Genomic DNA, 14,883 nt, shown 5'->3' with positions numbered 1-14,883 from the left:
GTAGAGACGATGTGCAATTGTATGAGCGAAAAAACTGAAAAGCTAAAAGAATCAAAAGGATTCGAGTACGTAATTCCACCGATTGAGTTTATATCGGGCAGAGCAATATTGACGTTTACTGTGAAAGAGCCAGGTAAGAAAAGAGAAAGAAAACTTCCAATGCTTTTGTCAAAATGCCCATTTTGCGGAGAGCCTTACGAAGAAAATCAGATGAAAGCTTTGGATTAAATTAAAATTTAGTGAGGTAGAAAGATGAAGATAACAGTAAAAAAAGGAAACAAGACAATTTTGCACCGAAACGATGCCACGAGTGTAAATGATAAAGGCGGTGCCTATGTGGTAGTTTACGAGGATAGAACAGGGCAGATGATTTATAAAGACAGCGATTTAAAAATCGAATTGGATTAAAAGAGAGATTTTAGTGGAGGTAGGAAGATGAAAAAGAAATTAATATCAGTAATTGCAATTTTAATAATTATGCTTATGATGGCAGGATGCACAGAGGACAACTCGACAACGATTACACAGGAGAGTACAGAGGATTCAGAGCCTATTACCTATGAAGCCATGCTATATGACAACCAGGGAAATGATTTTCTGAATTTTTATGGAAATAATTTCACAATCACTCCAAACAAAATAAAACAGTACGGCTGGAACACAGATGGAACCTGGACAAGCTTTTACGAAACAAGTTCAGTAGTAACAATCGAAATCGATGGAAGTTATATACAATCTTGTGGCAGCACAGTGATATTTAAAGATACAAGGTTAGACATGCTTGATATTCCAGACGAGTTAAATTCCGTAGAAGCTGGCAGTGAAGATGGATATACAGTATCAGTCGATGGTCAAGGCATAAATACATACGTCGGATTAACCAATTGGTGGTACGACATTAAAGAACAGGGGCAGCATGGAAGTAAAGTTGTTCTTATCCAATCACAGGACGGATATAACATAGGTGCATTTATCGGAGATGATGTAACTTGGGAAGTGGCTGACAAGTTGCCAAAGACAACAAAAATTATGATTGATGGATTGCCATTGTATATCCACAGAAGCAATTTCACAATCATAGACAGCGAATTAATAGAGGACTCGGTAAACTAATGAATATTTACACCATACCGAATGTGAAAATGAGTTGAAAGATGCCATAATCAAGAAAACGAATGAGGAGGAATCAATGGATGAATATTAGAGATTACGAAAAATTGATAAGAATTTATGACAAAATGGACGGAATCGAGGAAGTTCAAAAAATACTATTTGGGGAAGCTTACGTGACCGGATTTGAGGACGGACTTTTTGGAATATTTGACGATATATTGGGAATTTTAAAGGATAATATCGACGAGAAGTACAAGCATGATGAGAGGGAAGACTTCTTCCATCGCGAGTGGTTTAGAATCTTGGATGACAAGTCTCTAACAACATTGGAAAGAGCCAAGCTTTTATGCGCAAACAAGGAGATATAAGAATGGATACGTTGTGGATGTAGTATTGTTCTTAACATAAATTTGCGAACGTATATAGAAAAGAAATAAGGGCCTGCGTTTAGGCGCAGGCTCATTTGAAACGATGGAAATTTAATATTTGGGAAGAGGAGAAAGAAAGTTATATGACAAAAACAGAATTGATTAATGATGTGGTTTTTTGCATGACGGGGTACTTAACGAATGATGGAATTGATAGGTTAAAAAATATAATTACCGTGAAGTTGATGAATATTAATCTGACAGCAAGTGAGACGCTGCCATCAAATGAAGTGTATAATAATGACTGGATTTTGAAGAGATACATAATTGATTTGACAGCCACAGGCAGAAAGCAAAGCACCATCAATCTATACATTATTATAATAAAAAAGTTTTTCGAAGAAACAAGGTTGAATTATCATACATGCACAGGCCAAGATGTGATGGATTATATTGCATTGAGACTTTATAGAGATAAAATCAGCAAGGCATATGCATCAACGATTCAAAGATATATGTCAGCATTCTTTTCCTGGGCATATCGGAAGAAACATATTGAAGAGGATGTTGCTAGAGACATTGACAAAATCAAGGCTCCACAAAAGCGAAAGGAGCGATTGAGCGATGAAGAAATTGTAAAAGCATCATTAACGATTTCAAATGATTTAAGGTTAAATGCCTTGTTTGAATTAATGTTATCGGCTGGGCCAAGAGTTGGAGAAATTTCAAATTTAAAGATTGAAAATTTAGATTTTCAACGAAAAGAGGTTCGTATTTTGGGAGAAAAAACATCGCAATGGAGAACATGTTTTATGACAGAGAGGTGTAAGCAAGCACTTCAAGTTTATATCGGGGAACGTTCTGCGGGACCGGTATTTGTTGGAAAGCGTGGATTACACGTGGCGTTGTCGAGAAACACAATAGAAGCGATGGCAAAGGAAATTGCTGTTGCTGGTGGTTGCAAGTTTAATGCAACAGTTCATTCTTTTCGTAAAACTTTTGCATCAAGGGAATATCGAAGAACGAATGACATTTTGTATGTTTCGAAAAGGCTTGGTCACAGCAGTACAGATGTGACGATGCGATACTATATCTGTGATGATGTCGAGCTAGACCGAACAAAAGCAAATACTGCAGCATAAAAATGAGAAAGGTGATTTAATGAATAACATACCAATTTGGGAAAAAATGAATATTACAATAGAAGAAGCTGCTGAATACAGTAATATAGGGATTAACAAGTTGCAGTCGATGTTAAAAGAACCTGGATGTCCGTTTGTGCTTTATGTAGGGAAAGGTAAGAAATTGGTAAAGAGAAAGGAGTTTGAAAAATATATAGCTAAAACGTTGGAAATATAGTTTTATTGAAAAATGAGCCTGGTTGTAGTAATATGAAAATATATCAAGGCTCTTTTGAATAAGGAGCACAAGTGATATGGGAAAAGATTTAAAAGGAAAAGAATTAGGAGTAGGATTTACTCAGAGAAAGGATGGTTTATACCAAGCAAGATACAAAGATAGATTTGGAAATCAGAAAACGATTTATAATAAGAAGATTTCGGATCTAAGAAAAGAATATGCAATTGCTATTGCGGAAAACGAAAACTATACAAGTATTAGAGACAATATTACATTGGATTCGTGGTTTAAGCGTTGGGTGAGTCTGTACAAAGAAAAAAGTGTACGCCCGAATACACTTCGAGAATACACTCATATTTACAATAAAAATATATCACCTTATATGGGAAATCGCAAGATAAATTCTATGGTTAAGTCTGACATTCAATTATTGATTGACACTGCATATGAAAACAGCTACCATTATGAAAGACAAAATAAAATTAAAATAATCCTTTCGGATATGTTCAGTAGGGCATTAGAAGATGACCTTGTGTCTAAAAATCCATGTTCAGGAGTGAAGATACGTTCAGAAAGAGAGATAAAGGCAAAGGCGCTTTCATTAGAAGAACAGAATATATTTTTTGAATTTTGTAAAAATACATTCTATGATAATTTATTTAATGTAGCTGTCAATACAGGACTAAGACCTGGTGAACTTTTTGCCTTGACCAGAAGTGACGTTGATATGGAAAATGGATTCATAGATGTAAATAAAACATTAGTGTATCAGAAGTACTTAACAGATGAAAGAAAGACATTTCATGTTGAAGAGCCAAAGACAAAGCAGAGTTATCGAAAGGTTCCATTAAACAGTATTTGTAAGCAGTATTTGGCAAAACAGTTTGAATTAAAAGAAATTGTTTCAAAACGGAGACCAAAAGAGCAAAACGAATATCTATTTGTCACAATGTACAATACGCCATTAAATTCTGTTATATACGCCGATGCGATACGTTCGGTAATTAAACGAATCAATGCAACACGAAGTCTGGAAGATGAATTTGATTTTTTTAGCGGTCATACTTTTAGACATACGTTTGCTACAAGGTGTTTTGAAAATGGTATTTCGCCAAAGGTCGTTCAATCGTATTTGGGTCATGCATCGCTTAAAATGACAATGGATTTATACACACATGTTATGGAAAGTAAATTATCAAATGATATTGAAAAAATTGTTCCGGATGTAAAGGACAATATTATTGATTTTCATGATAAAAAGTGTGTATGTAGTGTGTAAATTACACACGAAAATATTGTGAAATGCCTTAAAATCAACAAAAAACCATAATTTTAAATGAAAACTGGCTAAACTACTACGTCTATCAGACAACGCCGTATTCGTTTATTAATATGGATGAGATTGTGGGAAAATAGTTCCTGGAGGATGTATTGAAAAAACTTATAGGCTTTTCCCCACGGGAAAAAGCGCAAACACATTGAAAAACACATTAAAAAGCGGTAAAATAAGATTGTGTCTGAAACGAATCATGTGAAAAAGAAAAACTCACACATACGTTTTAAATTGCAATGCAAATCACAGATGTGCAGAAATGGAGCGCGTTATGTATAAGATTAATCCATACAGACCCGGGGCTGGGGTGATGCCAGTATATATAGCAGGAAGAGATGAGGATATTCAAAATGTCGAACAGATGTTTGAAGCATTGAAATTGAATATTCCGACACAGTCCATCATATTCAGCGGATTACGTGGCGTTGGAAAAACGGTGCTTATTAATAAGCTGCAGTTAGTTGCAGAGGAAAAAGGAATATTTTGCAAGCATATTGAAGTGGAAGAAAAGAATGATTTTATTTCACAGATTGCAGAATGTTCACAGGCTTTTTTGAGAACCGTGAGCACAAAAGAAAAGTTTAAACATTTGATACAAAAACCGTTAGAAGCGATAAAATCATTGGTAATATCGTTTAATCCGGATGATAGTACATTTTCACTCTCAATGCAGGAGCGGGAATTATATGTTTCGAATAACCTGACACAAAGTTTAACCGATGTGTTTACAACAATAGGGGAGACAGCGTATAAATCGGAAACACCGATTTGTTTTTTTATAGATGAGATTCAATATATGAAACAGGGACAGCTTGGTTCTTTAATTGCTGCATTACATCGGGCGAATCAGTTAGGATATCCGGTTATGATTGTGGGAGCCGGATTGCCTAAAATATATAAAATGCTTTCCGACGAAAAATCATATTCGGAAAGATTATTTGCTTACAAACAGATTGATTCTTTGACGCTTGAACAATCCCAAAAAGCGATAGAGGAGCCGGCGAAAAAGTTTCATGTCTCATATACAGATGATGCAATAGAAAAAATTGTGTCAATTACAAAAGGATATCCGTTTTTTATCCAACAGTTATGCCAGATAGTGTATAAAAACACAGAAAAAGAGAAAATAGAAGTCTCAGATGTTGAGAAAAGCATAGGTGAGTTCTTGAAGACTTTGGATGAAGGATTTTTCAAATCAAGATATGAGAGATGTGCAGAAAGTGATAAAAAATTTATTTTTGCAATGGTAAAATGTGGCGAGTTACCATGTGCCATTTCAAATGTCGCAAAAAATCTCGGAAAGAGTGTCGGTTCGATTTCTACAACAAGGGCGCAGCTTATCAGCAAGGGAATTATTTATCCGGTAAGGTATAAGGAATTAGACTTTACGGTTCCTGAGTTTTCAGGCTATATTCAACGATTGGATGAATATCAGCAATGGAATGGCAAATAGAACGATATTTAAAAATATTTTAGGATTCTTTGATTTTTATTCCCAAAACAGGAATAGTCTGTTATAATAATTGCATAATATCACGTAGGAGGCAAATACATGGCTGAGGATAGAAAAACATTTAAAATAAAAGATGATAATTTAGGGGAAGTAAAGATTGCAGATGAAGTAGTTGCAATCATCGCAGGACTTGCTGCAACAGAGGTAGAAGGTGTCAGCTCTATGGCGGGCAACATCACCAACGAATTGGTCAGCAAGCTTGGAATGAAGAACTTATCAAAAGGAATCCGTGTGGAAGTGGCAGACGGAGTGGTAAGTGTGGATGTTGCGCTGAATATTGCATACGGTTATGCAATTCCAGATGTTTCAATGAAAGTTCAGGACAAGGTAAAAACAGCAGTTGAGACAATGACAGGCTTAGAAGTATCCATCGTAAATATCCGCATTGCCAGCGTTGATATGGGAAATAACAAATAGTACTTTTTAAAAAGCGAAAGATGTAGTATAATATAGGGTGTCGTATGACACCCTTTTTCCATGTAAGAAAAAGATTTGAATTGATCAGATAGATGAGATCCGGATAAGGACGGATGAGAAGAACCAAGAAGAAAGGATATAGTGAATTTAATGACAAGAAGAGAGTTGAGAGAACAGGTTTTCCGCATGCTTTTTCGTGTGGAGTTTCACAATGTGGAGGAGATGCCGGAACAGTTTATGATGTATGAGGAGATGCAGGAAGAATGTTCCGAGAAAGATGCATTATACATCAAGGCAAAGTTTAATGATATCCTTGGTCATATTTCAGACATTGACAAAGCAATCAATGATGTAGCAGAAGGCTGGAAGACAACTCGTATGGGAAAAGTTGACCTGACACTGATTCGTCTTGCAGTTTATGAAATGAAATATGAGGAGTCCGTTCCGGTTAAGGTTGCCATCAACGAGGCAGTAGAACTTGCCAAAAAATATGGAACAGATGATTCCCCTGCATTTGTCAATGGAGTATTAGCAAAATTAGCATGATGAAGAATGTTTATTCGGTAGGACAGGTAAATACATATATCAAAAATATGTTTGCCCAGGATTTTATGATGAACCGCATCAGCATCAAAGGTGAGATTTCAAACTGTAAGTATCACACTTCCGGAATTTTGTATTTCACCTTAAAAGATGCCTCCAGCACCATCAGTGCTCTTATGTTTGCAAGTGACTGCAAGAATCTTTCTTTTCGAATGAAAGAGGGGGATAAAGTGGTGGCGACGGGATCCATCCGGGTTTACGAAAGAGATGGAAAATACCAGTTATATGCCAGAGAAATCGAACTAGACGGCGCTGGAAATCTTTACCTGAAATACGAAGCGCTGAAACAAGAGTTAGAAGAGATGGGCATGTTTGCCCAGGAATATAAAAGGCCAATTCCAAAGTATGTGAAAAGAGTCGGCGTTGTGACGGCACCGACTGGTGCGGCTGTACAGGATATCCGCAATATTGCGGCAAGAAGAAATCCATATGTGCAGCTTATTTTATATCCTGCACTTGTACAGGGAGATGGTGCAATTCAAAGCATCATTAATGGGATACATGCTTTAGATGAACTGGGTGTCGATGTTATGATTGTCGGACGTGGCGGTGGTTCCATTGAGGATTTGTGGGCATTCAATGAAGAGGCGGTAGCACGTGCCATCTTTGAATGTGAGACACCGATTATTTCGGCGGTTGGGCATGAGACGGATACGACGATAGCAGATTTTGTAGCAGATCTTCGTGCACCGACACCATCGGCGGCAGCAGAATTAGCGATTTATGACTATCAGGCAGTGGAGGCACAAAGAAAGCAGTACTACAACCGGATGTACCGCGACATGGAGCAGAAATTAACCTGGTATTATAACCGGCTAGAACAGCTTCGGGTCCGGCTCCGCTATGTCAGCCCAGAGCATAAGCTGCGCGATGAACAGCGTTATGTTGCAGAGTTAGAAGAGAAGCTTTTGACCCAGATGAATCGGATGATAGAGCAAAAGAAACATGAATTTGCAATCCTTGCAGGAAGATTAGATGGGTTATCTCCTGCAAAGAAGTTAAGTCAGGGTTATGCCTATGTATCAGATATGGATGGAAAGGCAATCAAAGATGCAAAGAATGTCAAGGTAGATGACACGGTAAAAATTCATCTGTTAGAAGGCAGCCTGGATGCAAAAGTTATAAAGGTGACAGAGTAAGAGATATCAGATACAAGATTTGCACGAAGTCAGTGCTAGAATGGAGATTAGAATGAGCCAGCAGGAAACCCCAAAGTTAGAAGATTTATTTGAATCCATAGAAGAGGTAATTGCAAAGATGGAGGAAAAAGACGTCACATTAGAGGAGTCATTTAGCCTTTATCAGAGCGGTATTGAAAAATTAAAAAGTTGTAATGAGATTCTGGATGGCGTTGAGAAAAAAATGCAGATGATGAACGCACAGGGAGAATTGCAGGATTTTTAATAAACGACAAATGTAGTTAAGACTGAAAATAGGAGTGGCGTAGCATGGAAATCAAGACGGAGATTGCGGCACGGGTAGAACAGATTGAAACAATCATCAGACAATATCTGCCGATGGAAGAAGGATATCAAAAGACCATTTTTGAGGCGATGAATTATAGCATCTTAGCGGGTGGAAAGCGTTTAAGACCGATGTTAATGCAGGAAACCTATCGTCTGTTTGGTGGGAAATCAAAGGTAATTGAGCCATTTATGGCGGCGATGGAGATGATTCATACTTATTCTTTGGTACATGACGACCTTCCGGCAATGGATAATGATGAATACCGGAGAGGAAAAAAGACGACACATGCTGTTTATGGCGAGGCAATGGGAATTTTAGCAGGGGATGCGCTGCTAAATTATGCATTTGAGACAGCTACAAAGGCATTTGAATTAGAGCCTGATAATATAAGAATTGGAAAAGCGCTTCGCGTTCTTGCAACAAAAGCAGGCGTTTACGGCATGGTTGGCGGACAGGTTGTGGATGTAGAGTCCGAACAGGATGCTGCAATGACAAAGGAAAAACTGGATTTTATCTATGAGTTAAAGACAGGCGCCTTGATAGAGGCATCTATGCTGATTGGAGCTATTTTAGCCGGAGCAACGAAAAATGAACAAAAAGTGATAGAAGACGTTGCAAAAGAGGTCGGACTGGCGTTTCAGATTCAGGACGATATCTTAGATGTGACAAGTACGTTAGAGGTGCTTGGCAAACCAATCGGAAGTGATGAGAAAAATCACAAGATAACGTATGTAACGTATGAAGGAATCGAGAAATCAAAGGCAGATGTAGTTCGATTATCCGAAAGTGCAGTTGCACACATGGATTCCCTTGTAGTACAAAATGAATTTTTAAGAGAACTCATTTTGTATCTGATTGCAAGAGAAAAATAAGAGATAAGGGAAAAAGTCAGAGGAAACATCAATGGTTTTAGAAAAAATTAACCAGGCGAATGATATCAAAAAATTAAACAAAGAGGAATTGCCAATTTTAGCAGATGAAATCAGAGAATTTTTAATTAAAAAGATCTCGGTGTCAGGAGGACATCTTGCGTCAAACCTTGGTGTAGTAGAACTTACGATGGCACTTCATCTGGTGCTTGATTTTCCGAAGGATAAATTGATTTTTGACGTAGGACATCAGTCTTATACGCACAAACTTCTGACCGGAAGAAAAGAAGGCTTTGATGAGTTGAGAAAATATGGCGGAATGAGCGGGTTCCCGAAACGTGGGGAGAGCGATTGCGACAGTTTTCAGACCGGACACAGTTCCACTTCGATTTCAGCTGGACTTGGCTATGCGCAGGCGAGAGAGATTACCGGAGAAGATTATAAGGTAATTTCAGTCATAGGAGACGGGGCGTTGACGGGTGGAATGGCATTTGAGGCTTTGAACAATGCGTCAAGGTTAAAATCCAACTTTATCATTGTCCTAAACGATAACAATATGTCAATCTCAGAAAATGTCGGTGGATTATCAACCTATCTGAGCGGATTCCGTACGGCAGATGCATACCGTGATTTAAAGATGGGCGTCATGAACTCCCTGACGAAGATTCCGGTTTACGGGGACAAGATGGTAGAGCGAATCCGAAGAACAAAAAGCGGCATCAAACAGCTTTTTATACCAGGAATGTTATTTGAGGAGATGGGAATTATCTATCTTGGTCCTGTGGATGGCGGCGATATCCGTGGTATCGAAAAGCTGCTTCGGGAGGCATCGAATATCGATGGACCTGTCCTGGTACATGTGATTACCCATAAGGGAGCCGGATATCCACCGGCAGAGCGTCACCCGGCCCGTTTCCATGGAACAGAACCATTTGATATTGAGACCGGCTTACCGCTTCATCCTCGTACGAAGGCAAATTATACCGACATTTTTTCGACGGTAATGCGAAAAATGGGAGACCGCGATAAAAAAGTGGTCGCAATTACAGCGGCGATGGCAGATGGAACAGGACTAAAACGTTTTCATAATATGTTCCCGGACCGTTTTTTTGATGTTGGAATTGCAGAACAACATGCGGTTACCTTTGCAGCGGGACTTGCGGCAGCAGGGCTAAAGCCGATTTTTGCCGTATATTCCTCATTTTTACAACGGGCGTATGACCAGATTCTTCACGATGTCTGTATCCAGAACCTGCCGGTTGTGTTTGCAATTGACCGCGCAGGGCTTGTCGGGAGTGACGGGGAGACACATCAGGGAATTTTTGATATTTCCTATTTGTCTACGATTCCGAATATGACAATCATGGCACCGAAGAATAAGTGGGAACTTTCGGATATGATAAAATTTGCAATCGATTTTCCAACGCCGATTGCGGTGCGCTATCCAAGAGGAGAAGCCTACGATGGATTAAAAGAGTTCCGGGCACCGATTTGCTATGGAAAGAGTGAGATGATATACGAGGAATCCGAGATTGTGTTATTGGCGTTAGGTTCCATGGTAAAGACTGCAGAGGAAGTGCGTGACAGATTAAAAGAATCTGGTTACAAATGTAGTTTGGTAAACGCCAGATTTGCGAAGCCATTGGATGAAGAAATGTTATTGTCTGTTGCGAAGAATCACAGATTAGTGGTGACGATGGAAGAGAATGTCATCAGTGGCGGATTTGGTTCCTACGTGACAGAGTTCTACAATGAATGTGAAACCGACATTGCGGTTTTAAATATTGCAATTTCCGATGACTATGTCGAACATGGAAATGTTGAAATTTTGCGAAAAGAAGTTGGAATTGATGCAGATACGATTTACAAACGGACTGTGACAGAGTATTTGTCCCTTACAAGTTTTTAAAAAGAAAGGCATAAAGCTGGAATGAAAGAAAGATTAGATGTTTTATTGGTACAAAAAGGGTTAGCACCTTCCAGGGAAAAAGCAAAGGCGATGATTATGGAGGGAAATGTCTTTATCAATAATCAGCGCGAAGATAAGGCAGGAGCAACTTTTGATACCGAGGTTGAAATTGAAATTCATGGAAATACGTTAAAATATGTCAGCCGTGGTGGCTTAAAGTTAGAGAAGGCAATGACGCATTTTGGCATCACGCTGGATGGAAAAATCTGCATGGATATCGGAGCATCCACCGGTGGATTTACAGATTGTATGTTGCAAAATGGTGCAAAAAAGGTATATTCTGTAGATGTCGGCTACGGACAGTTTGCCTGGAAGCTTCGCCAGGATGAGCGGGTTGTCTGCATGGAAAAGACAAACATCCGCTATGTGACACCGGATGACATTGAGGACAGATTAGATTTTGCATCTGTGGATGTATCCTTTATTTCCCTGACAAAGGTATTAGGACCGGCAAGAGCATTGTTAAATGACAATGGCGAGATGGTTTGCCTGATTAAGCCACAGTTTGAGGCCGGCAGAGAGAAAGTCGGTAAAAAAGGTGTTGTGCGTGACAAAGCGGTTCACGAGGAAGTCATTCAAAAAGTAATCGATTTCGCAATGGAGATTGGATTTGAGGTTTTAAATTTAGAATATTCCCCAATCAAAGGTCCGGAGGGAAATATCGAATATCTTGTTTATATCAGAAAAACAGCCGAGGGCAGAAAAGAGGAATCTGTCGATATTCATAGCGTTGTTGAGGCTGCGCATGGAGAACTTGACAAATAAGTATGAAACATTTCTTAGTCATTGTAAATGCATATAAAGATGATGACCTGCGTTTGACCAGGCAAATAAAACGTTATATAGAAGAAAAAGGCGGAGACTGTGTTTGCTATGAAAGTGGTGGCGAGGAGATTTCCACCGCAGCACCAAAGGATGAAGACATTCCAAAGGAGACAGATTGTGTTCTGGTCTTAGGTGGTGATGGTACCCTGATTCGGGCAGCGACAAGGCTGGTGGGAAAGAATTTTCCAATCATTGGTGTAAATCTTGGAACACTTGGTTATCTTTGCGAATTAGAAGAATCGAACGTGTTTGAGGCAATTGACCAGATGATGAATGGAATTTATATGGTCGAGAAACGAATGATGCTCAATGGATGTGAGATAAAAGGCGGCGAGCGTATTGTGGAACGAATTGCATTCAATGATGTCGTTATTCACCGGACAGGAGCGTTATCGGTTGTCAACTTAATCGTTTCCGTAAATGGAGAATATTTGAACATGTTTCATGCCGATGGTATCATTTTATCAACGCCAACCGGTTCGACTGGCTATAACATGTCAGCGGGAGGCCCGATTGTGGATCCAAAGGCGCAGATGATTCTGATTACGCCGATTAATGCACATAATCTGAACTCTAAAAGTATCGTAGTCGGTGCGGACGATGAGATCACAATAGAGATTGGAAAAAGGCGTTCGCAAAAAGATGAGACCGTGGAGGTCAGCTTTGACGGTGATAATGCGGTGAAACTAGAAGTTGGCGATAAGATTGTGGTGCGCAAGGCAAGCGATACCGTCAAAATATGTAAGTTGAGCAAGAAGAGCTTTTTAGAGATATTAAGAAAAAAAATGCAAGCATACCAGTAGATTGGAGAGTTGTATGAAGACAAAAAGACAAGCGAAGATTTTAGAATTAATCAAACGAAATGATGTTGAAACCCAGGAAGAATTATCCGATTATTTGGAAAAAGAGGGGTATCAGGTAACGCAGGCAACCGTTTCAAGAGATATTCGTGAGTTGAAACTAACCAAGGTTGCGATGAGCAATGGAAAACAAAAGTATGTTGCACTGAATGAGACGACGGAGGATATGACAGAAAAGTTTGTGCATGTTTTTAAGGCTGGATTTGTTTCCATGGATATGGCACAGAATATTTTGGTAATCAAGACGTTTGCCGGAATGGCGATGGCGGTTGCAGCCGCACTTGACGCAATGCAGCTTCATGAAATTGTAGGATGTATTGCCGGAGATGATACAATTATGTGCGCGGTAAGAAGTGTAGATGATACGGTATCGATTATGTCAAGATTACGCAAAGTAATTGACGAGTAGAACACACAAATTGGGAGAGTTGTGTGATATTTTTTCACGTATCAATGAGTGTCTGTCTCTCATGAGGGACAGGCAGCAGAAAGGCTTGGTGAATCATGTTACAGAATCTGCACGTAAAAAATCTTGCACTGATTGAGGAGTCCGAGGTAGAGTTTATGGATGGGTTAAATATCTTGTCCGGTGAGACGGGTGCCGGTAAATCCATCATCATAGGCTCCATCAATCTTGCACTTGGGGAGAAAGTTCAAAAAGAGATGCTACGTGAAAATGCGGAGTACGCACTGGTTGAACTGGTGTTTCGCGTGGAAAATGAATCGCAGAAACAGAAATTAAGAGAACTCGGAGTTGAGGCTGAGGACGATCTTGTCATTATCAGCCGCAAAATCACAAATGGTAGAAGTGTTGCAAAGATTAATTCAGAGACGGTTCCAACCTCAAAGGTGCGTGAGGTGGCTGCGTTACTGATTGATATTCACGGACAGCACGAACACCAGTCTTTGTTATCGAAAAAGAAACATCTTGAAATTCTTGATTCCTATGCGAAAAATGAATTGCAAAAGCCAAAGGAAAAGTTAGCCCAGACTTACCAGAAGTTTAAGAAGGTGGAGTCAGAGCTGAATGATTCGGTGGTAGACGAGGAGGAACGTCTTCGTGAGGTCTCTTTTTTAGAGTACGAAATCAAAGAGATTGAAGATGCAAATCTGACAGTAGGGGAAGATGAGCAGTTAGAAGAGGAATACAAGCGTTTCTTAAATGGGAAAAAGATTATGGATGCCCTTTCCGGTGCATACGGTTATACGGGCGGCAACCTGGATTCTGCCTCCGATTTGATAGGAAGAGCATTAAAGGAATTGCAAAGTGCCTCTTCTTATGATGAAAGAATTGCCGGTTTTGAAGAGCAGCTCGGTGAAATTGACAATCTTTTGAATGACTTCAATCGTGAAATCGCGGATTACAAAGAAGATACACAGTTTGATGACGAGACATTTCGCGCGATGGAGCGCCGTCTCGATGAACTGAATCATTTAAAGGCAAAATATGGAAAAGATATTGCCGCCATCTTAGAATCCTTAGAAGAAAAACAGCAAAAACTAATGAAGCTTAAGGATTATGATGCTTATCTTGCAAAATTAAGACAGGCATACGAGGAGGATAAGCAGGAGCTGGAAAAAATCAGTGAAAAAGTCTCGGATATCCGAAAAAAGAATGCAAAGACACTGGTGGCACAGATCAAACAGGCACTCAATGATTTGAATTTCTTAGACGTTGCATTTGAGATGAAGTTTGACCGTACGCCATCTTTTACAGCAAATGGAATCGATGATGCCGAATTTTTGATTTCCACGAACCCGGGTGAACCGGTAAAACCGCTTGGAAAAGTTGCATCCGGTGGTGAATTATCCAGAATCATGCTTGCCATTAAGACAGTACTTGCGGAGAGCGATGAGATTGAGACACTGATTTTTGATGAGATTGACAGTGGAATCAGTGGAAGAACGGCGCAGATGGTATCGGAGAAAATGAATGTCATCGCAAAGCGCCATCAGATTATCTGCATCACACATCTGCCACAGATTGCGGCGATGGCAGACAGCCACTATCTGATTGAAAAAGAGGTCAAGAATCAGACGACGGTTTCAAATATCCGCTGGTTATCGGAGGTTGAGAGCGTAGAAGAACTTGCAAGGATGCTCGGCGGTGTCGAAATCACCGATACGGTAAGAGACAGCGCAAGGGAAATGAAAGAACTTGCACAGTCGAAAAAGTAAGGGAATCCT

Annotated in this window: 18 protein-coding genes; all 18 read left to right on the top strand. The window is 39.5% G+C overall.

The window, feature by feature from the left end; genetic code table 11:
* The first annotated feature begins 21 nt into the window (after positions 1 to 21).
* The 18 genes from BIV16_RS06890 to recN all read left to right on the top strand — a co-directional run bounded on the left by BIV16_RS06890 (position 22) and on the right by recN (position 14,874).
* The gene (locus tag BIV16_RS06890) at positions 22 to 228 is read left to right on the top strand and encodes a hypothetical protein (protein WP_330546438.1); all 207 of its coding nucleotides are present in this window, start codon (positions 22 to 24) and stop codon (positions 226 to 228) included.
* Between the two features lie 24 nt (positions 229 to 252).
* On the top strand, positions 253 to 408 hold the full coding sequence (locus BIV16_RS06885; RefSeq protein ID WP_159435900.1) for a hypothetical protein: 156 nt from the start codon (positions 253 to 255) through the stop codon (positions 406 to 408).
* Positions 409 to 435: 27 nt separating this feature from the next.
* On the top strand, positions 436 to 1,113 hold the full coding sequence (locus BIV16_RS06880) for a DUF5052 family protein (RefSeq protein ID WP_075678538.1): 678 nt from the start codon (positions 436 to 438) through the stop codon (positions 1,111 to 1,113).
* Between the two features lie 80 nt (positions 1,114 to 1,193).
* Positions 1,194 to 1,481 carry a hypothetical protein gene (locus BIV16_RS06875; RefSeq protein WP_075678539.1) on the top strand — a complete coding sequence of 96 codons (288 nt, stop codon included), beginning with the start codon at positions 1,194 to 1,196 and terminating at the stop codon, positions 1,479 to 1,481.
* A 143-nt stretch (positions 1,482 to 1,624) separates the two neighbouring features.
* The gene (locus tag BIV16_RS06870) at positions 1,625 to 2,623 is read left to right on the top strand and encodes a tyrosine-type recombinase/integrase (RefSeq protein ID WP_075678540.1); all 999 of its coding nucleotides are present in this window, start codon (positions 1,625 to 1,627) and stop codon (positions 2,621 to 2,623) included.
* Between the two features lie 19 nt (positions 2,624 to 2,642).
* Positions 2,643 to 2,840 carry an excisionase gene (locus BIV16_RS06865; protein ID WP_075678541.1) on the top strand — a complete coding sequence of 66 codons (198 nt, stop codon included), beginning with the start codon at positions 2,643 to 2,645 and terminating at the stop codon, positions 2,838 to 2,840.
* A 76-nt stretch (positions 2,841 to 2,916) separates the two neighbouring features.
* A complete protein-coding gene (locus tag BIV16_RS06860; RefSeq protein WP_075678542.1) occupies positions 2,917 to 4,119 on the top strand; it encodes a tyrosine-type recombinase/integrase in 1,203 nt (400 codons plus the stop codon).
* A gap of 325 nt (positions 4,120 to 4,444) precedes the next feature.
* Positions 4,445 to 5,626, top strand: coding sequence for an AAA family ATPase (locus BIV16_RS06855; RefSeq protein ID WP_075678543.1), 1,182 nt, complete (start codon positions 4,445 to 4,447; stop codon positions 5,624 to 5,626).
* Positions 5,627 to 5,725: 99 nt separating this feature from the next.
* Complete coding sequence (locus tag BIV16_RS06850; RefSeq protein ID WP_075678544.1) at positions 5,726 to 6,103, top strand: Asp23/Gls24 family envelope stress response protein; 378 nt, start codon at positions 5,726 to 5,728, stop codon at positions 6,101 to 6,103.
* Positions 6,104 to 6,253: 150 nt separating this feature from the next.
* Positions 6,254 to 6,649: a transcription antitermination factor NusB gene (nusB, locus tag BIV16_RS06845; RefSeq protein WP_075678545.1), complete on the top strand. Its 396-nt coding sequence runs from the start codon at positions 6,254 to 6,256 to the stop codon at positions 6,647 to 6,649.
* The gene (gene xseA / locus BIV16_RS06840; RefSeq protein WP_075678546.1) at positions 6,646 to 7,845 is read left to right on the top strand and encodes an exodeoxyribonuclease VII large subunit; all 1,200 of its coding nucleotides are present in this window, start codon (positions 6,646 to 6,648) and stop codon (positions 7,843 to 7,845) included. Before nusB ends, xseA begins: the two co-directional genes overlap by 4 nt.
* Positions 7,846 to 7,897: 52 nt before the next feature.
* Positions 7,898 to 8,110, top strand: a complete 213-nt coding sequence (xseB, locus tag BIV16_RS06835) for an exodeoxyribonuclease VII small subunit (protein WP_075678547.1) — start codon at positions 7,898 to 7,900, stop codon at positions 8,108 to 8,110.
* Between the two features lie 44 nt (positions 8,111 to 8,154).
* Positions 8,155 to 9,045 carry a polyprenyl synthetase family protein gene (locus BIV16_RS06830; RefSeq protein WP_075678548.1) on the top strand — a complete coding sequence of 297 codons (891 nt, stop codon included), beginning with the start codon at positions 8,155 to 8,157 and terminating at the stop codon, positions 9,043 to 9,045.
* 31 nt (positions 9,046 to 9,076) lie between these two features.
* Positions 9,077 to 10,951 (top strand): 1-deoxy-D-xylulose-5-phosphate synthase, encoded by a 1,875-nt coding sequence (dxs, locus tag BIV16_RS06825; protein WP_075678549.1) that lies wholly within the window; start codon positions 9,077 to 9,079, stop codon positions 10,949 to 10,951.
* Between the two features lie 21 nt (positions 10,952 to 10,972).
* A complete protein-coding gene (locus tag BIV16_RS06820) occupies positions 10,973 to 11,776 on the top strand; it encodes a TlyA family RNA methyltransferase (protein WP_075678550.1) in 804 nt (267 codons plus the stop codon).
* Positions 11,777 to 11,778: 2 nt separating this feature from the next.
* Complete coding sequence (locus BIV16_RS06815) at positions 11,779 to 12,639, top strand: NAD(+)/NADH kinase (protein ID WP_075678551.1); 861 nt, start codon at positions 11,779 to 11,781, stop codon at positions 12,637 to 12,639.
* 13 nt (positions 12,640 to 12,652) lie between these two features.
* Entirely contained in the window at positions 12,653 to 13,105 is a 453-nt protein-coding gene (gene argR, locus BIV16_RS06810) for an arginine repressor (RefSeq protein WP_075678552.1), read from the top strand.
* 95 nt (positions 13,106 to 13,200) lie between these two features.
* Positions 13,201 to 14,874, top strand: coding sequence for a DNA repair protein RecN (recN, locus tag BIV16_RS06805; protein WP_075678553.1), 1,674 nt, complete (start codon positions 13,201 to 13,203; stop codon positions 14,872 to 14,874).
* Positions 14,875 to 14,883: the final 9 nt, after the last annotated feature.

The organism is Roseburia sp. 831b, assembly GCF_001940165.2.
GTDB lineage: Bacteria > Bacillota > Clostridia > Lachnospirales > Lachnospiraceae > Roseburia.
Note: the sequence above shows the minus strand (reverse complement) of the source record. Positions and strands in the feature narration are given on the sequence as shown.